This window comes from Desulfovermiculus halophilus DSM 18834 (genome assembly GCF_000620765.1).
Classification (GTDB): domain Bacteria; phylum Desulfobacterota; class Desulfovibrionia; order Desulfovibrionales; family Desulfothermaceae; genus Desulfovermiculus; species Desulfovermiculus halophilus.
Genome location: NZ_JIAK01000006.1, coordinates 125,014 through 149,489, shown reverse-complemented (window position 1 = coordinate 149,489; position 24,476 = coordinate 125,014). Strand labels below are relative to the sequence as shown.

General features: G+C 60.8%; 24 protein-coding genes. 15 read left to right on the top strand and 9 right to left on the bottom strand.

Annotated features, from left to right (window positions below):
* Positions 1–31: 31 nt before the first annotated feature.
* Both pssA and N902_RS0103170 read right to left on the bottom strand, forming a co-directional pair.
* Positions 32–790 carry a CDP-diacylglycerol--serine O-phosphatidyltransferase gene (gene pssA / locus N902_RS16155; RefSeq protein WP_034621411.1) on the bottom strand — a complete coding sequence of 253 codons (759 nt, stop codon included), beginning with the start codon at positions 788–790 and terminating at the stop codon, positions 32–34.
* Entirely contained in the window at positions 783–1,430 is a 648-nt protein-coding gene (locus N902_RS0103170) for a phosphatidylserine decarboxylase family protein (protein WP_244147363.1), read from the bottom strand. The genes pssA and N902_RS0103170 overlap by 8 nt, the downstream gene beginning before the upstream one ends.
* 218 nt (positions 1,431–1,648) lie before the next feature.
* Here N902_RS0103170 and N902_RS0103165 point away from each other — a divergent pair, with 218 nt between their 5' ends.
* The 11 genes from N902_RS0103165 to N902_RS0103115 all read left to right on the top strand — a co-directional run bounded on the left by N902_RS0103165 (position 1,649) and on the right by N902_RS0103115 (position 11,956).
* Positions 1,649–2,377, top strand: coding sequence for an amino acid ABC transporter ATP-binding protein (locus N902_RS0103165; protein WP_027369754.1), 729 nt, complete (start codon positions 1,649–1,651; stop codon positions 2,375–2,377).
* A gap of 119 nt (positions 2,378–2,496) precedes the next feature.
* Entirely contained in the window at positions 2,497–3,324 is an 828-nt protein-coding gene (locus N902_RS0103160) for an ABC transporter substrate-binding protein (protein ID WP_027369753.1), read from the top strand.
* Between the two features lie 153 nt (positions 3,325–3,477).
* Positions 3,478–5,268, top strand: coding sequence for an amino acid ABC transporter permease (locus N902_RS0103155; RefSeq protein ID WP_027369752.1), 1,791 nt, complete (start codon positions 3,478–3,480; stop codon positions 5,266–5,268).
* Between the two features lie 370 nt (positions 5,269–5,638).
* Positions 5,639–6,325 (top strand): precorrin-2 dehydrogenase/sirohydrochlorin ferrochelatase family protein, encoded by a 687-nt coding sequence (locus N902_RS0103150; RefSeq protein WP_027369751.1) that lies wholly within the window; start codon positions 5,639–5,641, stop codon positions 6,323–6,325.
* A complete protein-coding gene (locus N902_RS0103145; protein ID WP_027369750.1) occupies positions 6,303–7,130 on the top strand; it encodes a cytochrome C assembly family protein in 828 nt (275 codons plus the stop codon). The genes N902_RS0103150 and N902_RS0103145 overlap by 23 nt, the downstream gene beginning before the upstream one ends.
* Positions 7,131–7,137: 7 nt before the next feature.
* Positions 7,138–8,460 (top strand): glutamyl-tRNA reductase, encoded by a 1,323-nt coding sequence (gene hemA, locus N902_RS0103140; RefSeq protein WP_027369749.1) that lies wholly within the window; start codon positions 7,138–7,140, stop codon positions 8,458–8,460.
* Positions 8,461–8,483: 23 nt separating this feature from the next.
* Positions 8,484–8,819 carry a hypothetical protein gene (locus tag N902_RS0103135; RefSeq protein ID WP_027369748.1) on the top strand — a complete coding sequence of 112 codons (336 nt, stop codon included), beginning with the start codon at positions 8,484–8,486 and terminating at the stop codon, positions 8,817–8,819.
* A 4-nt stretch (positions 8,820–8,823) separates the two neighbouring features.
* On the top strand, positions 8,824–9,849 hold the full coding sequence (gene tilS, locus N902_RS0103130; protein WP_034621408.1) for a tRNA lysidine(34) synthetase TilS: 1,026 nt from the start codon (positions 8,824–8,826) through the stop codon (positions 9,847–9,849).
* 31 nt (positions 9,850–9,880) lie between these two features.
* Positions 9,881–10,282, top strand: a complete 402-nt coding sequence (locus N902_RS0103125) for a rhodanese-like domain-containing protein (RefSeq protein ID WP_051564197.1) — start codon at positions 9,881–9,883, stop codon at positions 10,280–10,282.
* 97 nt (positions 10,283–10,379) lie between these two features.
* A complete protein-coding gene (locus N902_RS16150; RefSeq protein WP_034621406.1) occupies positions 10,380–10,952 on the top strand; it encodes an arylesterase in 573 nt (190 codons plus the stop codon).
* Complete coding sequence (locus N902_RS0103115) at positions 10,949–11,956, top strand: DUF933 domain-containing protein (RefSeq protein WP_027369745.1); 1,008 nt, start codon at positions 10,949–10,951, stop codon at positions 11,954–11,956. Before N902_RS16150 ends, N902_RS0103115 begins: the two co-directional genes overlap by 4 nt.
* Positions 11,957–12,207: 251 nt before the next feature.
* Here the strand turns inward: N902_RS0103115 and N902_RS16145 are convergent, their stop codons facing one another.
* The 4 genes from N902_RS16145 to rsfS are packed head-to-tail and all read right to left on the bottom strand — an operon-like array spanning position 12,208 to position 16,789.
* The gene (locus tag N902_RS16145) at positions 12,208–14,544 is read right to left on the bottom strand and encodes a cysteine synthase (RefSeq protein WP_051564195.1); all 2,337 of its coding nucleotides are present in this window, start codon (positions 14,542–14,544) and stop codon (positions 12,208–12,210) included.
* Between the two features lie 35 nt (positions 14,545–14,579).
* Positions 14,580–14,816, bottom strand: coding sequence for a hypothetical protein (locus N902_RS0103100; RefSeq protein WP_027369744.1), 237 nt, complete (start codon positions 14,814–14,816; stop codon positions 14,580–14,582).
* A gap of 18 nt (positions 14,817–14,834) precedes the next feature.
* Positions 14,835–16,382 (bottom strand): 2,3-bisphosphoglycerate-independent phosphoglycerate mutase, encoded by a 1,548-nt coding sequence (gene gpmI / locus N902_RS0103095; protein WP_425246431.1) that lies wholly within the window; start codon positions 16,380–16,382, stop codon positions 14,835–14,837.
* Between the two features lie 8 nt (positions 16,383–16,390).
* Positions 16,391–16,789 (bottom strand): ribosome silencing factor, encoded by a 399-nt coding sequence (gene rsfS, locus N902_RS0103090; RefSeq protein WP_027369742.1) that lies wholly within the window; start codon positions 16,787–16,789, stop codon positions 16,391–16,393.
* Positions 16,790–17,004: 215 nt separating this feature from the next.
* On the opposite strand from rsfS, the gene N902_RS0103085 reads away from it, so the two are divergent.
* The gene (locus N902_RS0103085) at positions 17,005–18,300 is read left to right on the top strand and encodes a phenylacetate--CoA ligase family protein (RefSeq protein WP_027369741.1); all 1,296 of its coding nucleotides are present in this window, start codon (positions 17,005–17,007) and stop codon (positions 18,298–18,300) included.
* Between the two features lie 72 nt (positions 18,301–18,372).
* Entirely contained in the window at positions 18,373–18,804 is a 432-nt protein-coding gene (locus N902_RS0103080) for an ACT domain-containing protein (RefSeq protein ID WP_027369740.1), read from the top strand.
* A gap of 41 nt (positions 18,805–18,845) precedes the next feature.
* Here the strand turns inward: N902_RS0103080 and aat are convergent, their stop codons facing one another.
* Positions 18,846–19,544: a leucyl/phenylalanyl-tRNA--protein transferase gene (gene aat, locus N902_RS0103075; RefSeq protein WP_027369739.1), complete on the bottom strand. Its 699-nt coding sequence runs from the start codon at positions 19,542–19,544 to the stop codon at positions 18,846–18,848.
* On the bottom strand, positions 19,525–21,270 hold the full coding sequence (locus N902_RS16140) for an ABC-ATPase domain-containing protein (protein ID WP_034621403.1): 1,746 nt from the start codon (positions 21,268–21,270) through the stop codon (positions 19,525–19,527). Before N902_RS16140 ends, aat begins: the two co-directional genes overlap by 20 nt.
* Before the next feature lie 125 nt (positions 21,271–21,395).
* On the opposite strand from N902_RS16140, the gene N902_RS0103065 reads away from it, so the two are divergent.
* Together N902_RS0103065 and tgt are read left to right on the top strand one after the other, a co-directional pair.
* Positions 21,396–22,124: an acyl-[acyl-carrier-protein] thioesterase gene (locus N902_RS0103065; protein ID WP_027369738.1), complete on the top strand. Its 729-nt coding sequence runs from the start codon at positions 21,396–21,398 to the stop codon at positions 22,122–22,124.
* Between the two features lie 23 nt (positions 22,125–22,147).
* Positions 22,148–23,281 (top strand): tRNA guanosine(34) transglycosylase Tgt, encoded by a 1,134-nt coding sequence (gene tgt / locus N902_RS0103060; protein ID WP_034621400.1) that lies wholly within the window; start codon positions 22,148–22,150, stop codon positions 23,279–23,281.
* A 157-nt stretch (positions 23,282–23,438) separates the two neighbouring features.
* Here the strand turns inward: tgt and N902_RS0103055 are convergent, their stop codons facing one another.
* Positions 23,439–24,458 carry an ABC transporter ATP-binding protein gene (locus tag N902_RS0103055; RefSeq protein WP_027369736.1) on the bottom strand — a complete coding sequence of 340 codons (1,020 nt, stop codon included), beginning with the start codon at positions 24,456–24,458 and terminating at the stop codon, positions 23,439–23,441.
* Positions 24,459–24,476 lie beyond the last annotated feature (18 nt).

The following is a 24,476-nucleotide window of genomic DNA, read 5'->3' as shown; positions in this document are numbered from 1 at the left end:
TGTGGAATGTATGAGCTGTGAACTCGGAGGCTTAACGGCTGGTAAGCCCCCGTAGGAATGTCCCCCGGCGCAGGGGGAGGACGGCATAGGTATATGCCAGGCCGGAAAAGAGATAGGCGAGGAAGAAAAAGAAGCCCAGCATCCTGGGTTCCGAAGCCATGAGGACAAAGAGAAGGACAACGGCCACAGACATGGTGTACGGATGAGCCTTGACCGCCTCCAGATCCTTAAACGAGGCATAGCGCACCTTGCTGACCATGAGCAGGCCGGAGGCCAGGGTCAGCCCCACGCACCACCCCGGGAGGACGGCCTGGAGCGCACCTTCCGGCAGCCTGGCCGCAAACAGGACCAGGGTGGCCAAAAGACAGGCCGCAGCCGGGATTGGCAGACCGACAAAGAACTTCTTGCCCCCTCCGGGACTGCGCATGGCTGAAACGTTGAATCGGGCCAGACGCAGGGCCCCGCAGGCCAGATAGGCGAAGGATACGAGCAGGCCGGTGCGACCCAGGTGCTGGGTCTGCCACAAGTAGATCATGGCTGCGGGCGTGACCCCGAAGGCCACCAGATCGACAAGGGAGTCCAACTGAATGCCGAACTCGGAGCTGGCCTTGGTCATCCTGGCCAGCTTGCCGTCCAGCCCATCGCACAGGCAGCTGACCAGTATGGCCGAGGCACAGAGCTCGAACCTGCCCTGAACCGCCCACATCAGGCCCATGAACCCGGCAAGCAGGCTGGCTGTGGTGAACAGATTGGGCAGGATGTAGATCCCTTTGTGGCGAAAATCAGACATGCGCGGGTGTGTGCTCGTGTTTCCTGGCCAGTATGGTTTGTCCGGCAAGGACCCGGTCACCGGGCCTTACCTTTATTTCATAACCTTCCGGCAGATAAAGGTCAACCCTGGACCCGAACTTGATCAGGCCCACCCGCTGCCCGGACTCTACCTTATGGTCGATATCCGGCCAGCAGACGATTCGCCTGGCCACGAGCCCGGCGATCTGGACCATGCACCACCTCTGTCCCTGGTCATCTTCAATCCGGATAATATTCTGTTCGTTGCTCCGGTCCACCTTGTTCAGCGAGGCCCGCAGAAAGCGGCCCCGAAAGTAGCGTATGTCCACAACCCTGCCCTGTACCGGCGACCTGTTCACGTGCACGTCAAAGACGTTCATGAAGATGCTGATCCTGGGCCTGCTCTCGGTCCCCCCGGGTTCGACCCTGGACCGGACCTCCAGAACCCGGCCGTCGGCCGGGGAGAGGGCCGCATCCTTCTCCCGGGACACAACCCGCTGTGGATCACGGAAAAAATGGACGATGCCCAGAGTCAGCACAAGCGCGGCCAGGCTGAGCAGCGCCCACCCCAAGAGGGCAAAGACCACAGCGGCCAAACTGGCCATGCCTATATACGGCGCACCTTCCGGTCGCAATTCCATCGATCCTCCCTGCATGCAGCCCTCCGTCGTAGTCCGATCCTGAAACAGGGACCCAAGGCCCCACCCCGGCTCAATCTTCAGCACTGGTGTGTTGTACATCCTTGCGGCCCAACAGGCAATACGCGCCCCCGCTGTCCTTGACTTGGGCGGGCATGCCGGATATTGGTAGCAATCATCCCTGAAGCAAGCAGGAATACACAGTCTTTTGGAGTCAGCGCGTGATCCGGTTTGACGAGGTCCAGAAATGGTTTGGCGAGTACCAGGTCCTGCAAAACATCAACCTGCATATCCGGGAGGGAGAGGTGGTCGTTGTCTGCGGCCCCAGTGGATCGGGGAAAAGTACCCTTATCCGCTGCATTAACCGGCTGGAGCCCATTCAATCCGGAAAAATCGTCGTCGACCAGCTGGACATCAATGACCCGAAGACCAATCTGGCTCTGCTCAGGGCCGAAATAGGCTTTGTCTTCCAGCAGTTCAATCTCTACCCGCACATGACGGTCCTTCAAAACGTCACCCTGGCTCCTCTTCTGGTCCGCAGATTACCCCCCAAGCAGGCCGAATCCAAAGGCATGGACCTCTTGTCCAAGGTCAACATCCCGGACAAGGCCCACGCCTATCCCTGTCAGCTCTCCGGCGGCCAGCAGCAGCGAGTGGCCATCGCCCGGGGACTGGCCATGAACCCCAAGATCATGCTTTTTGACGAACCCACGTCTGCCCTGGACCCGGAGATGATCAACGAGGTCCTGGACGTGATGCGCACCCTGGCCAAGGAGGGCATGACCATGGTCTGCGTCACCCATGAGATGGGGTTTGCCAAGGAAGTTGCCGATCGAGTCATCTTTATGGACCAGGGGCTGCTGATCGAAGAAAACACCCCCTCGCAGTTCTTCACCCACGCCCAGCACCCCCGGACCAAGGAGTTCCTGAGCAAGATCCTCAGTCACTGAATGCTTAGGAACAGACCCCGCAGCACGGGCATCCCGGCCGGGCTTACTTAGCTGCCCCCGGGTGCACATACACGCGTATCGGCGGCATTGCCCCTGGACCTTAACCACATGGAGGAGCTATGTATCGTGCAACTCTGATTACCCTGTCCCTCATCGGGTGCGTTCTGCTGGCCGTTCCAGCCTGGTCCGGCCCTACCTATGACCGGGTCATGGAGAACAAGGTCATTCGGGCCGGGATCATGACCGACTCCATCCCCGGGGCGTTTTACAACCAAAACCAGGAATGGGTGGGCTTTGACGTGGACATAGCCAAGGAAATCGCTGACCGCCTGGGGTGCGAGCTTGAGCGGGTCCCAGTGAACAACAAGACCAGAATCGCCTTTGTCCAGCAGGGCCGCATCGACATGAGCGTGGCTAACATGACCCACAAAAGGGAGCGGGACAAATCCATCGACTTCTCCATCACCTATTTCTTTGACGGTCAAAAGTTTTTGGCCCAAAAAGGACAATATGATGAGTGGGAGGATTTTGTGGGCAAAAAGATTGCCACCATGCAGGGCACGACCTCGGAAATCAACGTCAAGAATCTGCTGCAGAAGCTGGGCGACCCCAACTACGAACAGAACGTGATCTCCTTTCAAAAAGAGTCGGAATGCTTTCAGGCCTTGCAGATGGGGCGGGTCGCGGCCTGGAGCACAGACTCCACCATCCTTCTGGGGTATGCGGCCAAGGAGCCCGGCAAATACGAATTGGTCGGAGACTTTTTCAGCAACGAGCCCTATGGAATCGGCTTGCCCGAGGATGACTCAGACTGGCGGGACCTGATCAACTTCACCCTCCAGGATATGTGGAAGGACGGGACCTACATGGAGATCTATACCAAGTGGTACGGTCCGGACACCCCGTATCACTTCCCCATGACCGAAGAAATCGAAATGTGGCCATAACCAAATGCCCGGGGTTCAGGTGTGCCTGAGGCACACCTGAACCCCGGTATAAAGCTGGATTTTTCCCCATAAATACGTCACAGAGCTTCATTCTGGATCAAACAGGGCGCCTGCGGCCAGCAGCGGCGCTGAAGCCTGAGCCTTCGTAAGTATATGCTTGCATACTGGCTGGAAAAACGGTGGGTGCAGTACACGACCCTGATCGTCATCGTCGCGGTCATGGTTGTCTACTGGGGCTTCTTTTTCAAGTTCGGCTACGAGTTCGACTGGAGCGTCCTGTTTGAGGTCAACCCGACCTATCAGGAGCACTTCGGCCTGGTCCTTCTCCAGGGCCTGGTCCTGACGATCAAGATATCTCTGATCAGCTCCGGCATCGCCCTGGCCCTGGGCACCTTCTTCGGATTGGGCCGATTGGCCTCCTTTGCCCCCCTGCGCTGGCTGTCCACCGCCTATGTGGAGTTTTTCCGCAACACCCCCCTGCTCATCCAGCTCTTCTTCTGGTATTTCGCCTTCCCCATGGGGCTGCCCCAGGCGGCCAGAAACTACGTCTTCGGCCTCAACTATGAATTCTGGTGCGCCACCATCGGGTTGTCCGTGTATACCGGCTCCTTCATGGCCGAGGTCATCAGGGCCGGGCTGCAGTCCATCCCCCGCGGACTTCTGGAGTCCGCCTACTCCAGCGGGCTCTCCTACCTTCAGGTCCTCCGGAGCATCATCCTCCCTCTGGCCTTCCGGAGCATCATTCCTCCTTTGGGCAGCGAGTTTTTAAACAACATGAAGAACTCCTCCCTGGCCATGGTGGTTGGCGTTGCCGAGCTGACCTGGTCCTCCCAACAGGTTGAATCCCTGACATTTCGGGGATTTGAGGCCACGACCGGGGCCACTGTCCTGTATCTGGCCCTGTCCCTGGTCATCTCCGGGCTCTTGAACCTGGTCAACGTCAAGCTGAAAATCCAGCCCAGCGCCCGTACCTCCTGGAACCAGCGGGCGGCTGACCTGCTTTTCAGCCCCCTGAGCCTTGTGTGGGCAGCCGCCTCCAGGCTGACAACCGCCTGGTACGCCAAGCGGGCCGGAGGCCGGGCCACCCTGGTCCGATCCCCCCTCCAGGCCGCGGCCATCCAGGTCCGGCACTGGGCGGCCGCGGTTGTTGCCCTTGCCTTCAAAACCGCGTTCGTGGCTGCCCTTGTCTATGTCGGCTTCAAGCTCATTCAGGGGCTGATGGGATTTAACTGGCAGGTCATCTGGGACAACCTGGACACCCTGCTCATCTGGCGCTTTCCCCACGGCAGCGAAAATGAGCTCTTCTGGGGGCTGGGCGGGTTGGCGTACTCCATTCTCATGGCGGTCATCGCCATCTCGGTCAGCTTCTTCATCGGCCTGGCCGCCGGGCTGGGCCGGGCCTCGTCCAATCAGCTGTTCCGTCTCCCCTGCATGGTGTATATCGAGGTCATTCGGGGCAACCCCCTGATCATCGTCATCTTCTGGGTCTACTTTTTCATCCCCATCGTCACCGGGGCCTTCTTTGACGTCTTCTGGAGCGCCACCGTCGCCTTGACCATCTTCACCGGGGCCTATCTGGCCGAGATCGTGCGCAGCGGGGTACAGAACATCCCGTCCGGGCAGGTGGAAGCCGCCTATTCCACAGGCCTGTCCTACTTTCAGACCATGCGCCGGATCATCCTCCCTCAGGCCCTGAAACAGATGATCCCGGCCATTGTCGGACAATTCATCGCCATCTTCAAAGATACCTCTCTGGCCTTTGTCATCGGAGTCCTGGAGCTGACCTTTGTGGCCCAGGGCCTGAACAACCGGCTCATGGTCTATCCTTTTGAGATCTACACCACAGTGGCCTTTCTGTATTTCATCTGCTGCTACGCCATGAGCTGTTACGCCCGCCGGCTGGAAGCCCGCCTGTCCCCGGAGAAGCAGTCCCTGGTCATGTAGCAGACCGGCAAAACTCTTGGTTTTTCCATGTGTAATGGTGCATATTGAACGACGAGCACAAAGTTCACCAAGCTTGAGCTCTGTATGTTCAGTGAACACCTAGGTGCCACTTCCGCAGGCATGTATACCAAACACAATAGATTCTTCAGTCGCTACCCTCCTTCAGAATGACAAGAAGGGTTCACGAACTATGCGGCAGAGCGTCATCCTCCCTTTTGTCATTCTCAGCGAGTCTGGGAGCGAAGAATCCCTGACCAAAATGGATAATAGCCCCGGTTCTGTTTGCATACAATCAGCGTCAGGCCCCCCGTTTTTCTGATCCCGGCGCAGACGGTTTTACAGCCCGCCCCGAGTCTGGTAGACACTGTGCATGCCTCATTTTCCTGCGTTCATCGACCTTCGAGGCCGGACCTGCGTGGTCGCAGGGGCTGGCTCAGTGGGGCAGCGCAAGATCCGGCGCCTTCTCCATTGCCGGGCAGATCCCCTGGTAGTGGTCGAGCCCAGACCGGAGCCCCTCAAAGCCATGCATCCAGAGGCCGTCCAGGCCATCACCCTGCACAACCGGCCTTTTGAGCCAAAGGACATCCAGGGGGCCTTCTTGGTGGTGGCCAGCACCTCCAGCCCGGAGGTAAACGCGCAGATCGGCCGTCTGTGCCGGGAGCACACCATCCTGTGCAACGTTGTCGATCAGCCCGAACTCTGCTCCCTGATCTGGCCCTCGCTCATCAGTCAGGGGGATCTGGAACTCGCAGTGACCACCGGCGGGACCAGTCCGGCCCTGACCAGGCGCATCCGGCAGCAACTGGAGCAGGAGTTCGGCCCGGAATATACAGTATGGACCAGCCTGCTCAAGGCGCTTCGTCCGGCGGTTATTGCCCGGGGAGCCCCGCAGGCAGAGAACGCCGCCCTCTTCCGCTCCCTGACCGACGGGGAGCTGAGCCGGGCCATTGCCCAAAAGGACGGACCCGGCTTACTGGCCTTGCTTCAAGACCGCCTGCCCCCTGACCTGCATCCCTTTGCCCGCGAGGTGCTGCATGAACATGATTTTTCTCTTTGATCTGGGCATCGCCCTGCTCTATTTTCTGGCCTCTGTGCTCTATGTGGCCGGGGTCCTGGGGGGCAATACCCGGCTAAAGAGCATTGCCTTGGGCTGGCTGGGCCTGGGGTTCATCCTCCACAGCCTGGATCTGGCTCTCAACCTGGCCGCCAACCCCGACTTTACCGCCACCCAGGGCCAGTTCTACGTCAGTCTTCTGGCCTGGACCCTGCTGGGGCTGTACCTGGTGGTCTGGTGGAGACTGCGGATCCAGTTCCTGGCCCTGACTGCAGCGCCTCTGGCCCTCATTCTTTTTTCCTCCTCCATGCTGGTCCACGCTCCGGAGCTGACCATCCCGGCCCAGCTCAGCGGGTTGTGGTTCGGCCTGCATGTGGCCGCTCTGTTCGTCAGCATCGCCCTCTTGGCCATGGCCTTCGGGGCCGGGGTCTGCTATCTGTACGTGGATTGGCACATCAAGCACAAGACCAAGCCAAGCCGAATTCGCCGCGATTTTCCGGCCCTGCTCAACTGCGACCGGGTCAATCACTGGGCGGTGAGCCTCGGCTTTCCCCTGTTCACCATCGGGATGCTGGCCGGCTTCTTGTGGGCCGACGTCACCTGGGGCCGGGCCTTTTCCTGGGACCCCAAGGAACTGGCCAGCGTTCTGATCTGGTTCCTCTTTGCCTATCTCTTTCACCAGCGCCTGGCCCTGGGCTGGAAGGGCCGGAAACCGGCCACTCTGGCCTCCTGGCTCTTTGTACTCTGTCTGGTCTCCATCGCCGTGATCAACTTTTTTCTGCCAACCCATCACAGCTTCCGCCCCTGATCCATCCATGTCTCAAGAAATCATCCTTGTCGGACTCAATCACCGCACTGCCCCTGTGGACATCAGGGAACAGTTCGCTTTGCCGGACACCGGGCCCAGGGAACTGGCCATCTTCGGCCAGCACAGCCCGGTCCAGGAGGCTCTGACCCTGTCCACCTGCAACCGGGTGGAGCTTTTGGCTGTGGTCAACAGCGGGGACAACCCTCTGACGCCCATCCTCTCCGCTTGGGCCCATCTCTGCGGACAGGATCCCCAGCTCCTCCGCGAGCACATCTATATCCACAAGGGACATAAGGCCGTGGAACACGTCTTCCAGGTGGCCTCCAGCCTGGACTCCATGGTGGTCGGAGAACCCCAGATCCTGGGCCAGCTCAAGCAGGCCTACCGGCAGGCCGTGGAGCAGGGAACCACCCGGACCATCATCAATCGCTTGATGCACAAGGCCTTTTCCGTGGCCAAGCGGGTGCGCAGCGAGACCCGTATCGCCCAGAGCGCCGTATCCATCAGCTTTGCAGCTGTGGAGCTGGCCAAGGATATCTTCGGGGATCTGTCCAGACAACGGGCCATGCTCATCGGGGCCGGAGAAATGGCCGAGCTGGCCGCAACCCATCTGTTGAACTCCGGGCTGAGTCAGCTCCTGGTGGCCAATCGCACTCTGAACCGGGCCCAGGAGCTGGCCGAACGGTTTAACGGCAGGGCGGTGGCCTACTGCGATCTCCTGTCCCAGCTGCCCACAGTAGATATCGTCATCAGCTCCACCGGGGCCACCCAGCCCATCCTGCACGCCAGGGACATGCGGTCCATACTCAAGCAGCGCAAGAACCGGCCCATGTTCTTCATCGACATCGCCGTTCCCAGGGATATCGATCCCGACGTGAACCAGCTGGACAATGTCTACCTCTACGACATCGACGACTTGAAAGGCGTGGTGGAGGAAAACATGGCCCAGCGCCAGGAGCAGGCAGGACTGGCCCGGGAGATCGTGGCCCAGGAAGTGGACACCTTTCAGGACTGGCTCAATTCCCTGGATCTGACCCCGACCATCGTCGACCTCCTGCAGCACGGCGAGAACCTGGCCCACAAGGAGGCTGAACGGACCTTGAAGCGCCTGGGACCAAATGTAGATCCGGAAACGGAAAAGGCGGTCCGGACCATGGCCCAATCCCTGGCCAAAAAGCTCTACCACCCGGCCATAGACTTCCTCAAGCGCCGGGGGCAGGAGCAGGATCAGGCCCAGCACTACGTCTCGGTTATTCGGCGCATGTTCGACCTGGACCGGGACGAAGTGCCGGACAACGCCCACGCAGACAGACGGAACACCACCCGCTGAACCGAAACTCTAAGGACATCTCCATGCGTTCCTACCGGATAGATGAAATGCTCCCGGAGCAGGCTGCGGGGCTCTTCGCCCGTCTGCAGCAGGACCTCGGCCCGGGGCCGATGCAGGGCATTATCTGGATCCAGCTGCCGTCCGGCCTGCTCACCCCGCAGCAGCTCGGCCACCTGGACTCCTGCGGGCCGTATATCCTCAGCCTGGAGGCCGGCTCCACCTGGATCCAGCTGGAGCTTCTGGTCCGGGCCAGACAGACCTTCCGCTGCGACTGCATCGGCTTTGCCACCCCGGAGCAGCGGGCCTACGGGATAGGTGTGGTTGATCAGGCCGTGTTGGATCTGGGGCTTGGAGTATAGGACAATGCCCGGCATCACCCTGCAGGGACTGCCCCCCAAATGGGCTCATTTCTGCCTGGATATCTGCTCCTTCATCCAGGACGAACTGAACCTGGACCTGGAGGAGAGGACAATTCTGCTGGCCGCATCCAGGGGAGTGGATTCAACCGCCATGATCCTCTGGGCCCATGTAATGCGTCCCCGCCTGGGGACCAGCCTGCACGCCGTCCACCTCCACCATGGACTCCGGGAACAAGCGGATGCCGAGGCTGCCGACCTCCAGCGCCTGTGCCGGAAACTGGACATCCCCCTATATCAGGGCCGGACCAAGGCCTCAATATATGCCCGGCGCCGGAGCCTGGGCCTGGAGGAGGCCGGACGCATCCTCCGCTACCGGTTCTTGACCGCCACAGCCGTCAGGCTCGGCGCCCACTTCCTGCTCACCGCCCACCACCTGAACGATCTGGCTGAAGACGCCCTCATGCGCCGGCTTCGAGGCGCCGGCTGGCCGGCGCTGGCCGGCATGCCGGCCTGGATCCCGGATACCGCCATCCTGCGTCCTTTTTTGCTCACCCCCAAGCAGGACCTGGCCGATTTCGTCCGCGCCTGCGGACAGACCTGGCTGGAAGACGAGAGCAATCAGGACCCAAGGTTTGCCCGCAATCGCATCCGGCACCGGATCCTGCCCCTGCTGTGCACTGAAAATCCTGGATTCTTGGGCCAGACTGCCGACCTCTGGCGTCAGGCCCAGGTGGATGCAGACTACTGGGCTAAAGAGATGCAGGCCCTGAGGGCAGCCGAACACACTCTGCCCCAGGGCACTCTCCTTCCAGCCCAGTCCCTGAACCGCTTGCATCCTGCTCAGCGTCTGCGCTGGTACCGAAGTGTCCTGGACCGTCTAGGTCCCGGCCAGGCCCTGGCCGGGAACCTCTTCCGCCTGGACCGGGCCTGGCGGAACCGAACCTGGCACAAACGGTTCCAATTCCCGGGGGACAAGGAAATCCGCGTAACCCCCCGGGGCCTTGTGTGCACTCGTTCAACGCCCAGTTGATCATTGCCCGGCTCTTGGATAGGCTCAGGCCATGTTCTGGATCAAGACAGCGCTTTGCCTCTTCATTCTGGCCTATCCGCTCTGGGACCTGGTCTGGTATGCCCTGGGCGTTCGCAAAACCACGCCCTGGGACCTCAGGGCCAAGCTGCACCGCAAGGGACCGTTTATCATTGACGTCTCCACCGGACCGGAGTATCGGTTGCTGCACATACCCTCGGCTGTGAACCGGCCCGACCTCCTGGGCCGGAAAAGGCCTCTGCCCTTTTCCGTGCATCAGCCCTTGGTCGTGGTTTGCTCCACAGGGCACCGCTCCCCGGTGGCGGTCAAGCGGCTGCAGAGAATGGGCTATCGAAACGTAACCGCCCTGGCCTGGGGCATGCTGGGCTGGAAGATGGCCCGGGGGGAGACGGCCCGGGGACCGGAGCCAAGATAAGGCCCACACGGCAGCCACCGACCGTCGAGGACGGGTCTGCTGACCTGAACCGGTGCCATCTTGTGCCGAACAGACCGTGACTCGCACCATTATTCCTATGTCCGCATTCGACATCTGCGCCTTTGGCAACAGCCTGACCGCTGGCTTTGGCCTGCCGGAGCAGGCCAGCCTGCCCCGGCAGCTCCATGCCCGTCTGGAGGCCGACGGCATCGCCACAGTCATCGCCAACCACGGCATCTCCGGGGACACCACGGCCGGAGGGCTTGGCCGGATCCAGTCTGCCCTGCGCCCTGGACCGGACCTGGTCATTCTGGAGCTTGGGATCAACGACATCCTGATGGGAATCCCCCCCAAGCGCATCAGGGCCAATCTGGAGCAGCTGATCCAGGCCTGCCTCCAGGCCAAGGCCCGGGTCCTTCTGGCCGGGTTCACCGCTGTTTTGGATGTCCCCCCGGCGGCTGGCGAGGAGTTCAATGCCCTCTATCCGGAGCTGGCCCGGACCTATGATCTGACTCTGTTCCCTGATTTCCTGGGCCGGGTGGCAGGAGATCCTGAGCTGACCCTGCCCGATGGACTGCACCCCAACGCCCGGGGAATTGCCTGGATAGTCAACCGCCTGGCTCCAGTGGTACGCGCCGTCCTGGAAGCCATGGGAGGAAAAAATATATGAAGACAGCGATTTATGGATTTGCCGGGAGCGGCAAGAGCGAGCTTTTTCGGGCCTTGGCCGGGCCGGATGCCCAGCACACGGACCGGGCGATGGTCAAGGTACCTGAACCCAGGCTGGACCCTTTGACCAAGCTTTTCTCCCCCCGGAAGGTCACCCCTTCGGAGATCGAGTACGTGGACATCCCCGGCGGAAGCGGCAAGGGACACGGACTGGGCCAGAGGGTGCAAAGCGCCATCCGGCCCCACGACTGTCTGGTCACGGTCCTGGACGCATTTTCCGGACTCCAGGATCCGGAAGAACAGTACCGGGATATTGAAACCGACCTCATGATCACGGACATGGCGGTGATCGAAAAGCGCCTGGAGCGCCTGGACCAAGACAAGAAAAAGGACCGGACCCTGGTCAACGCCCAGGAGGAGGCCTCCCTGCTCCGGGCCAAGGATCTGTTGGACAGAGAAATCCCCTTGCGCCAGGACCCTGAGCTGGCCCAGACCCCCGAGCTCCGCGGGTTTTGCTTCTTAACCGCCAAGCCGGTGCTCTACGTCTGGAACGTTATGGATACCGATCTGGATGCCGACGTCCCCGAGGATTCCCCGGGCCAGGCCCATGTGGCCCTGTGCGCGAAGCTGGAGCGGGAGCTGGCCGAGATCGACGATCCCGAAGAACGGGGGGAATTTTTGGAAGACCTGGGACTGACTCAGTCCGCCCTGGACCGGATCATCACCCGGACCTCCTCCCTGCTCGGGCTGATTACCTTCCTCACCGCCGGGGAAAAAGAGGTCCGGGCCTGGAAGGTCACCCGGGGGGCCACTGCTCCGGAAGCCGCCGGGGTCATCCACTCCGATCTGCAGAAGGGATTCATTCGGGCCGAGGTCTTGAGCTGGGAGGACTTCTGTTCGGTGCAGAACTTCAAGCAGGCCAAGGACAAGGGATTGCTGCGCCTGGAAGGCAAGGATTACCTCGTCCGGGACGGAGACATCATCACCTTTCGGTTCAATGTATAATTGTACAGCGACACTTTGATATGGCCGTGCCGGGGATTGGTCCGTGGCTTCGACTAAGGACACTGTGAGTGCAGGAAAATGTCCAGGACCAAACATACAAAGCTCAAGCCATCGCTCAATACGCAATACACAGGGCTATTTTTATTATGGCAGTGTTTTTTCTTCCTCGTATGCAACAACAAGGTAGCTTCGGATCTGTCGGAGGCAAAGCTGATCTCTGACATATAATGTCTGTCTTCTCTCTCCTGTCCTCAGTCCTCCGTCTTCCGTCTACTGTCTTCTGTCCTCTGTCTTCTGTAAACCCGCGGTCCCTGAGGGGTGTCTTCCACCCGGAAGCCCAGGGTTTTGATCTCATCCCGCAGGGCATCGGCCCGGGCGAAGTCCTTTGCGGCCTGGGCCGCGCGACGCTCTTCCAGACGGACAGCCACCTCCTGCGGCCAGGCGTGAGCCGGCAGGGGAAGTCCGGGCCAATCCACAATCCCCAGCACGGCATCCAGCCGCTGCACTGCCTCCAGAACAGCCCCGGCCTCGTTCGGACGCAGGCCGTCGTTCTCCAGCCAGGCGTTCACCTTCCGGCAAAAGGTGAACAGCACCGGCCAGAAGGTATAGATGGACAGATCGTTTTCCAAGGCCTCAGTCCAGCCCTGACGCAGATCAAACAAGGCCTGCTTGACCGCCTTGCCGGTCTCTTCCTGCTCTGTATCCGCCGTCCGCAGGCTGACCGCAGCCACTGTATTCTGGACCCGCCGCCAGTTATGGGCCCACATCCTGGCCCCTTCCCGGGTCAGGACCAGGGGCTTGCGGTAGTCGATGGACAAGAGCCACATGCGCAGAGCCAGGGGATTTTCCACCAGCCCCAGCAGGGAATCAATATCCGCGGGCACTGGGTCGTGTTCCCCTGACCCGGCGGTCTGAACCATGGACCAGATGCTCGGGTCGGCCCGTCCTGTTTTGGTCCATATGGCCCGCAGATTGTCCACATGCGGAAAGTGGTGGGGGCGTCCGGCCAGGATCACCTGCAGGTCAGAACTTGCCCGGCCCGGAGCGGCAGCCATCTGCAGATACCAGCTGGGGCGTACATTCCCCCACTCTGTCTTCACAAAATGGCCTTTTTTCAGGTTGTCCAGCGTGGCCCGCTTGAGCAGGGTAAAGTCCCGGGGGTTGTCTTTGGCATAGTCCTCCAGATCCACAGTCTTGCCCAGGCTGAGCTTGGCCGGATCGGCCTGGACCAGCTCTCCGTACTCTTTGTCCCGAAACACATCGTAGTACACCGAACGCAGCTTCTCATAGGCCCGCCCCTTGCCCAGCAGGGTCCGGCACATGGTCAGCATGGCCTCCATCTGCCTGCTGGCCGGGGAAAAGACTATCTCCGTACAGCCCAATGTATGGGCTTTCTCCTCCAGACTGCGGACAAACTCCCGGGAATAGACCTCCGGAGCCTGTCCACCGGCCGCCGCCCGGGCCAGGGCCTGGTCGTCCATGTCAGCCACTCCGGCTGCCGCCTGAACCGTGACCCCTTTGGACTGCACATATCTGGCCAGAACATCCAAAAACACGAGCCTGCGCCAGGATCCGGCATCTCCAGGGGCATCCGGCGACGGGCCGGGGGCAAAAAACGATACCGTGTCGGCACCCAGGTCCAGTCGCTCCAGTCGCCTGGACCCCAGATTGTACAGGCTCATCCCCTGCTCGGCCGGCAGGACGAAGAGGGAGGTGCTCAAGTACCGTTCTCCGCCGTCAGGAAAAACCACCACCACCGTGCCGGAGTCCAGGGCCCGGACCAGCTGCAGGGCGCCCGCCAGCGCGGCCCCGGAGCTCATGCCAGCGAAGATGCCCTCCTCTCTGGCCAGCTCCCGGCACAGGGAGAAGGCCTCTTCATCGTCCACCCGCACCACTCGGTCCAGGACATGCTTGTCGTAGATCCCGGGCGGATACGAGGCCTGCATGTTCTTCAGCCCCTGGATCTTGTGCCCCACATTGGGCTCCACGGCCATGACCTGCACATCAGAGCTTTCCTCCTTCAGCCTGCCGGCCAGGCCCATGGCCGTACCGGTGGTCCCCAGGGTGGCTACGGCATGGGTCACCCGGCCTCCGGTCTGTTCCCAGATCTCCCTGGCCGTACCGTGATAGTGCGCAGCAACACTTACCGGATTATTGTACTGATCCATGAGCACATAGGCCGACGGCTCTTCCCGGGCCAGCCGGTAGGCCTCCTCAATGGCCCCGTCGGTGCCGAGATGCCCGGGGGTAAGCTCGATCTTAGCCCCATAGGCGACCATGATCCTGCGCCGCTCCAGGGAGGCCGTCTCCGGCATAAGCAGCTTGATCCTGTAGCCCTTGACCGCACAGACCATGGCCAGGCCTATGCCCGTGTTGCCGGAGGTTGCTTCAATAACGGTCTTTTCCGGAGTCAACTCCCCGCTTTTCTCCGCAGCCTCTATCATGGCCAGGGCCACCCGATCCTTGATGGACCCGCCAGGGTTGCGGGACTCGATCTTGGCCAAAAGATTGACCCCGGGGTTGGGATTCATTCTACGCAGGGGAACAAGGGGGGTATTTCCGATCAGATCTAGGACACTGGTCAGCATGACGCCTCGGCCGTGGATTCAGGATTGCACAATTGCTACACGTAATCCGGATCGATGCCTGCACGGCCCTGATTGAGCATGGTCTTGACAAACTCCACACTTCGGGCGTCTGCCGGAACAACCGGGAACTGGGTCGAGCACTGGTCGCAAGCCGCCATTGCCGGCTTCAGGGGGGCGAGCAGGGGGACTTTGCGTCCGCAGGAGGGACAGGAATAATAATACACGATCTCCATACCTTCCGGTTTGACCGGCAACATGAGGCGCTTATCCATAACAGTGTGTTTTCCTGGTTATGTATCTTTCCGGACCAGGCTTTGCCCGGTCATTTCAACTGGTTTTTCCATACCCCACAAATCGAGGATGGTCGGGGCGATATCGCCCAGAACACCTTCTGCCCGCAGGCCAGGGGCCTGGTACTCGTTCTCCAGCCAGACCAGCGGAACCGGGTTCATGCTGTGCGCAGTCCGGACCTCTCCCTGGGGATCGAGCATGGCGTCCGCATTCCCATGATCCGCGGTGACCAGCATCCGCCCCCCGGATGGCAGCACGCAATCCATAACCCGGCCCAGACACTCGTCAACGGCCTCGCAGGCCTGGATCGCGGCCTGAAAGTTGCCGGTGTGACCGACCATATCCAGGTTGGCGAAATTGCAGACCACCAGAGTATAGACCTGTCTGCGCCATTCCCGGATCAGGGTATCGGCAACCTCGTAGACCGACATCTCCGGCTTTTGATCATAGGTGGCCACCTCCTTGGGGGAGGGAATCAGGATCCGGTCTTCCTGAGGAAAGGGGTCTTCCACCCCGCCGTTGAAAAAATAGGTCACATGGGCGTATTTTTCCGTCTCCGCCAGCCGGAGCTGGGCCATGCCCCGGTCGGCGCATACCTGACCCAGGATATTGGGCAGCCTTTGGGGTGCAAAGGCCACCGGAAGATCGAAATGCGCGTCGTACACGGTCATGCTGGCCGCTGAACCCAGCTTGGGCCGGGCGGAGACATCGAACTGGGCAAAGCCCGGCTCGGTCAGGGCCTGAACCATTTGCCGCATGCGATCCGCCCGGAAATTGAAGAAGAATATCCCGTCTCCGTCGGCAATCGTCCCGGTCGGTTCCTGGCCAGGGCCCAGGATGACCGTGGGTTGGACAAACTCGTCCGTCTCCCCCCGGGCATAGGCCTCTTCCACCGCCTGAACCGGGTCCTTGGCCGTCTTTCCCCGTCCGTGGACCAAAGCGGCATAGGCCAGGGAGGTCCGCTCCCATCGCTTGTCCCGGTCCATGGCGTAATAACGGCCGCTGACCGTGCCGATCCTGCCCATCTTTTCCTCGGCCAGCATATCCTGCAACTCCCGGAGGTATCCAGCTCCGCTGGTCGGGGGGGTGTCCCGGCCGTCCAGAACAGCATGGACGACCACATTCCCAAGGCCCTGTTCCCGGGCCATGCGGAGCAAAGAGAAGAGATGCTCCAGCTGACTGTGCACCCCCCCGTCCGAGACCAGGCCCAAGAGGTGCAGGGTGGATCCCCGGGCCTTGGTCCCGGCCATCACCTCCAGCAGCGTGGGGTTGGTGAATATCGAGCCATCGGATACAGCGGCATTGATGCGCACAATATCCTGGTAGACGACGCGGCCGGCCCCGATGTTCAAGTGCCCCACCTCGGAATTCCCCATCTGTCCCGGAGGCAGCCCTACGGCTTCGCCGCTGCAGGCCAGGGTGGATCTGGGGGCGGTGCCCAGGATGGTGTCCATATGCGGGGTAGTGGCGGCATGTATGGCATTGCCGGCATTGGCCTCACCCTGTCCCCATCCGTCCAGAATAAGCAGCAGGGTGGGCGTGTGCATGGACATGGTCATTCTCCTTCTGCCTCGTTCTCGGCACTGCAGGTCAAGCGCGGCGCTCCGGTCCACAAGCTTTCCAGGTGGTAAAAGCCCCGGGCCTGCTCCTGAAAAATATGGATGACCACGTCATTTCCGTCAATCAGGATCCAGCTCCCCACCTGGTAGCCCTCCATGCCCAAATATTCGTATCCTTGCTCCCCGAAGTACTGCAAAAGCCCGTCAGCCAGGGCCTGGGCATGCCGTATGGTGCTTGCTGAGGCAATGATCACCCCCTCGGTCAGGCTGTTCAGGGCCTGAACATCCAGGGCTACGATGTCCTTGGCCTTCTTTTCCTCCAGCCAACGGACAACAGCCTCTGCTTTTTCCCGAAACGCTCCGGAATTGGCGTCTTGCGCCTGTTCTGCGTTCATCCTTGCGCAAACCCCCGTTCTTGGCATGTAGTGCATCTCGCGTTGTCTGACCAGGTCATACTGAATCTAGCGCCCAATGGCAAACAGCGCAAGGCGGAGCTCTTGACAAGGGAGATAAAAGACAGGACCATCCCTGCGATGTAGACCCAATACGCAACTCCGGGCGGCCCTGCGCCGGAATCGGCAGACGAACAAACCAGCCAAGGAGAGCGGCAATGATGTACGATGTGGAGAAGGAAACCCTCCCCCGGGAAGAGCTGGAAACACTGCAACTCCGCCGTCTGCAGCAATCTGTGGAACGGGCCTACCACGCTGTTCCGTTCTACCGAACCAGGTTCGACGAGCTGGGCATCCGGCCGGAACACATCAAACGCCTGTCCGACGTGGCCTACCTGCCCCTGACCGAAAAGCAGGATCTGCGCAACAACTACCCCTTCGGCCTCTTTGCCGTGCCCCGGGAGAATGTCGTCCGCATCCACGCCTCCTCCGGAACAACGGGCAAGGCCACCGTGGTGGGCTATACCCAGCGGGATGTCCGGAACTGGGCCCAGCTCATGGCCCGTTCTTTCATGGCCGCCGGCGTCACCCGCAGGGATACTGTGCACAACGCCTATGGGTACGGTCTCTTCACCGGCGGCCTGGGGGCCCATTACGGAGCCGAGCAGCTCGGGGCCACCATCCTCCCGGTCTCCGGCGGGGGGACCAAGCGCCAGGTCATGCTCCTGCATGACTTCAAGCCCACAGTGATCTGCTGCACCCCGTCCTATGCCCTGCACCTGGCGGATGTGGCCCAGACTGCTGGGATCAGCTTCAAGGACCTCAGCCTGCACACCGGGATCTTCGGAGCCGAACCCTGGACAGACGCCCTGCGCTCCGAGATCCAGACCAAGCTCAACCTCACAGCCATGGATATCTACGGTCTTTCCGAGGTCATGGGGCCCGGCGTAGCCATGGAATGCGCAACCGTTCAACAAGGGCTGCATATTTGGGAAGACCACTTCCTGCCTGAAATCATCGACCCGGAAACCAAAGAACCGTTGCCCTACGGAGAGACCGGAGAGCTGGTCCTGACCACTTTAACCAAAGAAGCCCAGCCTTTGGTTCGCTATCGAACCCGGGATTTGACCCGGCTGACCCCTGTTCCGTGCAGGTGCGGCCGCACCCATCTGCGCATGGACAAGGTTATGGGCCGCTCCGACGACATGCTCATCATCCGGGGAGTGAACGTCTTTCCCTCCCAGATCGAGGGCATCCTTTTGGAGACAGAGGGCTTGGCCCCGCACTATCAGCTCATTCTGCACCGGGAGGCCTCCATGGATACCCTGGAGATCCAGGTCGAGGTCAATGAAAACATCTTTTCCGACGAGATCAAGCATCTGCAGCGCCTGGAGCGGAAGCTGCAGAAAAACATCAAGGAATTTTTGGGCATCACCGCCGACATCAAGCTGGTGGAGCCCAGGGCCATCAGTCGATCCGAGGGCAAAGCCAAGCGGATTGTGGACCAGCGTTAAACACGTACAAAGCCGACGGACCTACGGGCAGGACATGCATTAATGGTGATCAACCGCATGCGAGGTGGAATTATGAAGGTGGAACAGATCTCAGTTTTTTTGGAAAATCGGGCCGGCCGGCTGTGCGATGTAACCAAGGCCTTGTCCGATGCCGGGCTGAACATCCGGGCCCTTTCCCTGGCCGATACCTCGGACTTCGGCATCCTTCGCCTGATCGTCTCGGACACGGAAAAAGCCAAGGCCGTGCTCAAGGAAAACGGCTTTACCGTCGGCCGGACCACTGTGGTTCCTGTGGAAGTGGAGGACACCCCGGGAGGGCTGAACGCCATCCTGCAGATTTTGAGCGCAGAGGATATCAATGTGGAGTACATGTATGCCTTTGTGCAGCAGAGCGGGCAGAACGCGGTGCTCATCTTTCGTTTCGACCGGACGGATCAGGCCATTGACGTCTTGCTCAAGAACAAGGTCAAGGTCCTGACCGGAAATGAGCTGTACACGATTTAAGCCACCAGCAGCGTCGGGCCCGGCGCTGCTGGTTATTCCTATTAATAATCCAGCCTCCGGGCCCGCCAGGCCTCCTCAGGCAGGGGCTCGGCCTCCAGGGCCGACTGCAAACGATGCATGAAGATCCGCCGGGAAAACTCTCGGGCCCCGAAGCTGAGCAGATGCCTGGTGGTCTGCTGGCAATCCATGAAATGCACCCCGTACCTCTGCAGCACCTGCACCAGGGAGACCAGGGCCACCTTGGAGGCATTGCTCACCAGGTGGAACATGGATTCCCCGAAAAATGCCCGTCCCAGGGCCACCCCGTAGACGCCGCCGACCAGCCTCCCTTCCTGCCAGGTCTCCACCGAGTGGACATATCCCAGCTGGTGCAGATGGGTATAGGCGGCAATCATCTCCGGCACCAGCCACGTCCCTTTCATCCCCCGCCGCTTTACCCCGGCACAGCTCTCTATCACCTGAGGGCAGCTCATATTCACGGTCACGGCCAGGGTCTTCTGGCGCATAAAGCGGGTCAGACGCCGGGGAATATGCATTTCCCCGGGAACAAGCAGCAGCCGGGGATCCGGCGACCACCACAAAATTGGGCTTGTCTCGTCGTACCAGGGGAATATCCCCTTGGCATACGCGGCCAGCAGCCGCTGGGGCTCAAGGTCCCCGCCTATGGCCACAAGCTCGCCCACCCGGTCCAAAGCCGGATCCGGAAAGTCGGCATAGGCATCATGAAAGGCTATTCCCATTCGCGTCCTCTGTGCGCACCGTCTGGACCTGCAGGGTACGCAGGCGATTGACCGCCGCGCAGACCTCCTCCCGTCTGGGCAAGGCCAGATCCCCTACAGGCCGTGCAGCAGACGGGGAAAGGACATCCAGGCCGTAAGTATAGACCTCTTGGAGAAGGTGTTCAACGACCTGACCAAGGGTCATTCCCGACTGCACTCTGCTGTGCAGGATGCGGAGCACCGCAGCCAGGGCCCGGGTCTGGCTCTGGTCCACCAGCTGCTCCACCTGGGAGAGATCGATATGCTCCCGGCCGAAGAACACGCTACCCAGCCCCTTGGTTTTGACCTTGTCTTTGGGGCCCAGGGCAAAGCTCGCGGCCTTCGGGATCCGCTCCCGGATCCGGTCGAAGGCGCTCTCCACCTCACTGGCCCGGCTGGTCTGAATGCTCTGGGCTATCTCTGCCGCCTGCTGGGTCACGTTCTGCACCCGGTAGTCGGTGAGCATGATGACCTGATCGGCCACATCCAGATAATCCCCGGACCCGCCCAGGACCAGGATAGTGGATACCCCCAGCCTGGAATACATCTCCCGGACCCGGTCGATGAACGGGGTGATGGGTTCGCATTCCCTGGCCACCAGACGCTGCATCCGGCTGTCCCGGATCATGAAGTTTGTGGCCGAGGTGTCTTCGTCCAGCAGGAGCAGCGAACTCCCGGCCTCCAGGGCCTCCATAATGTTTGCCGCCTGGGATGTGCTTCCGCTGGCGTTGTCCGAAGAGAATGACCACGTGGTCCGGCCCATGGGCAGCTGACGGATAAACGGCTCGATATCCACCCCGGCCACGCTGCGGCCGTCCTCAGCCCTGATCTTGACCGCGCTATCCCGGGCAACCACCAGCTCCCGGCCGTCTCCCGGAATGTGATTGTATACGGAACGCTCCAGGGCTTTGAGCAGGGTCGATTTGCCGTGGTAGCCGCCGCCCACGACCAGGGTCACACCCTCCGCCAGGCCCATGCCGGAAACAGTCCCTTGGTTGGGCAGCTGGAACGCAACCTCCATATCTTCGGGAGAAACAAAGGGCACGGCCACCGAAGAAGACAACGGCCGATCACTGACCCCGCTTTCCCGGGGCAGGACAGCGCCGTTACCCACAAATGCGGCAAGCCCCCGCTCAACCAGGGCTCGGCGCAGGTAGTCCTGATCTTCACAGATCTCGACATGCCGTTTCATGCCGGCCAGATCCAGGTTGGATCCCACCAGGGCTTTCTCCGCCAAGCGGGGCACAACCTTGAGCAGCAACTCCTCGGCCCGACGACCCAGAATGGTCCTCCCCCGGGCGGGCAGACCAAGAACGAACCTGGCCTGAACCTTGGCCTCATCAATCAGCATGGACGTCCGGGGCAGGATCTCCTGGCCCGGCTTGTCAATGCCTATAACCGGGGCCTTGGCTCCTTTCGGTCCGGACTGATCCAGGGCCTGTATTTCCCGGGCGAAGCTGCGGGTCAAAAAGTCTTCGGCGGCTGCCCTGCGCACGGGGGAACCAAAAAGCTCTGCAGGCACGCCCGCCCTCTCCTGACTCACGGTCACCCGCAGGCGGCTGGGCGGAGCAAAGGGATCGCTCTGTACATGGTCGATATGAACCAGGCTCGCCCCAAGATCGTAGTCCCCCTGTATATCTTTGTACGCCTTATAGCCCTTGCCGTCGATACGGCGCAGGGCAGCAGCCAGATCGTCAGCTGTGCGCATATGCTCTCCTTCCTTGATTTTACCTCCACGATGACTTATGACCGTCGTCAGCGGCAACCCGGCACATGCCACATCCGGAAAACAGTTTTTACCCCTGACCACAAACCCGGGGAACACAGATCATCATGCGCGTCGACCTCCCCTGGACAGTTTCCTATCTGGATGTAGACGAATCCTTCCAGCTCAAGCCAATGGCCCTGGTCCGACAAATGGAAGAAGCGGCCATCAGGCACACGGACCTGGTAGGCCTTTCAGCCAGGGATCTGTATCAGGAACAGGGATTGGCCTGGATGATGTACAAGATCGGACTGAAGATCCTGAGCCTGCCGGCCTATGGGCAGGAGCTGACCGTGACCACCTGGTCCAAGGGCATCAAGGGCTTCCGGGCCCTGCGCGAGTTCCAGATCCGGGACCGGGACCGGGTCCTGGCCCGGGCGACCAGCCTGTGGCTGCTCTATGATCTGCGGGCCGAACGGCTCAAACGCATCCCCGGGGAGATGGCCGAGGCCTATGAGATCGAAGCAGCACACGCCCTGGACTGGGATCTGGCCCAATGGAAGCCGGATGCAGATTTTCCCTGCCAGACAACCCTTCCGGTGACCACCAGGACATCCGATTTCGATCTCTACGGGCACGTCAACCATGCCGTGTATATCGACTACATCGACACCGCCCTGGCCACAACCAGGGGACATCATACCTGGGAGGGGGAGGTCAAGATCGCCTTTCTCAGACAGATCCCCAGACAGGTAAAGCGCGTGGACGTGTTGATCGGCCCCGAGCAGGAGACGGAAATGATCGGTATCAGCACTCAGGATACGGTGTGCGCCCTGGCTGAGCGCAAGACCGCATAACCCGTACAGCCGGCAAAATCTCCATGGTCCCAGGCACATTCACAATATCTTGCACCGACGGTCCGGCCAGGCTGGGCACCTTGCACACCGCTCACGGATGCATCCAAACCCCGGTCTTTATGCCCGTGGGCACCCAGGCCAGCGTCAAGAGCCTCAGTCCCCAGGACCTTACCGGCATCGGCGCCCAGATCATCCTGGGCAACACCTATCATCTGTACCTTCGTCCGGGGCATGAGCTGGTTGATCAGCTGGGCGGGCTGCATGCCTTTTCCAGCTGGGACCGGCCCATCCTGACCGATAGCGGCGGATACCAGGTCTTCAGTCTTTCCGCCCTGCGCAGGCTGACTCCGGAGGGTGTGGAGTTCAGGTCCCATATCGACGGCTCCAAACACTGGTTTACCCCCCAGCGGGTCATGGACATCCAGGCCGGTTTGGGATCGGATATCATGATGGTCCTGGACGAATGCGTCTCCTATGATGCCAACTGGGAGTACACAAGAGATTCCGTCCAGCTGACCACGGCCTGGGCCCAGGACAGCCTGCAGGGCTATCCTCCGGGCAGAGGGAACCAGCTGGTGTTCGGCATTGTCCAGGGCGGCTTCTTTCCGGACCTGCGGACCCGTTCGGCGGAGGAGATCACCGCTCTGCCCTTTTCCGGCTTTGCTGTGGGCGGCCTGAGCGTGGGCGAGCCCAAGGAGGTCATGCTGGACATCCTGGCCCATACCGCCCCCCTGCTCCCTGCGGACAAGCCCCGCTATCTGATGGGAGTAGGCACTCCTTTGGACCTGCTGGACGGTGTGGCCCAGGGAATAGACATGTTCGACTGCGTCCTGCCCACTCGCAACGCCAGAAACGGCACCCTGTACACCAGCCAGGGCAAGATAAACATCAAGCGCCGGGAATACAGAGCCGACGACTCCCCCCTCGATCCCCAGTGCAACTGCTACACCTGCACAACCTTTTCCCGGGCCTACCTCCGTCACCTGTACACGGCCAGGGAACTGCTGGCCTATCGTCTGAACACCCTGCACAACCTGGCCTTTTACCTGAACCTCATGCGCCGGGTGCGCGAGGCTATCAGTGCTGGAACATTCGCCCAGCTGCACCGGGAGATCCAGCAGATCTTCGGGGAATCCCAGAACGTGAAAGGGGTATGAAACCGGAAAGCAGCCGAGCCGACCTCTCATCTCCGCCCCTGTCTTCTGCCCTCCGCCCTCCACCCTCTGTCTTCTGTCCTCTGCCCTCTGTCTTTTGCCCTCTGATCTCTGTCTTCTGTCCTCTGTCTTCTGTCTTCTGACCTCTGTCCTCTGTCACTCACACCCACCCTTCCCGAATACCGTGACAGGCCACATGTCGACCATCGGGCATGGCCATGAGCTCCGGAAACTCCTGCCTGCAAATATCCCGGGCAAAACGACAGCGTCTGTGAAAGACGCAGCCCGGAGGGAGATTGATGGGGGTCGGCACCTCGCCCTTGAGCCTCACATGCCCTTCCCGCTTATGGCCCAGACGGGGAATGGCCGAGAGCAGGGCCTGGGTATACGGATGTTTGGGATTGGAGAACAGTTCGGCAGTGGTGGCTACTTCGCACATGGTTCCCAGATACATGACCGCCACCCGGGTGGAGATATGCTCCACCACTGACAGGTCGTGGGCGATGAACAGATAGGTCAGTCCCCGCTCTTCCTGGGCATCGAGCATAAGATTTAAGATCTGGGCCTGGATGGAGACATCCAGGGCGGAGATGGGCTCGTCGGCCACGATAAACTCCGGGTCCACGACCAAGGCCCGGGCAATGCTGATCCGCTGTCTCTGCCCCCCGGAGAACTCGTGGGGCAGACGATTCAGCCACTGCGGATCCCCCCCGACCTGGAGCATGACCTCCTCCAGGCGATCCCTGCGTTCAGCAGCGGTCAGCCGGGGAAAATGAAAGGCCAGAGGCTCCTCCAGGATCTTGATCACCCGTTTACGCGGATTCAAAGATGCATAGGGATCCTGAAAGACCATCTGCATCCTGCGCCGGAAGGGGAGCATCTGCTGAGGGCTTAGGGTATCTATACGGGTCTGCTTGTAAAAGACCTCTCCACTGTTCGGCTGATGCAGGCCGATCACCGTCCGCCCCAGGGTGGACTTTCCGCATCCGCTCTCCCCGACCACGCTCAAGGTCTCTCCGGGCCGAATCGCAAAGCTGACATCGGTTATCGCCTTGACCAGGGTCTTCTCCCGCTGCAACCGGCCGTTTTTCCAGGAGAGCTGATCCAGAAACCCACCGGAGATATCAAATATCTTGTGCAGATTTGCTGCAGAGACCAAGTATTCCGAATCGTTTTGCATAGTCTGGGCCATAGTCTC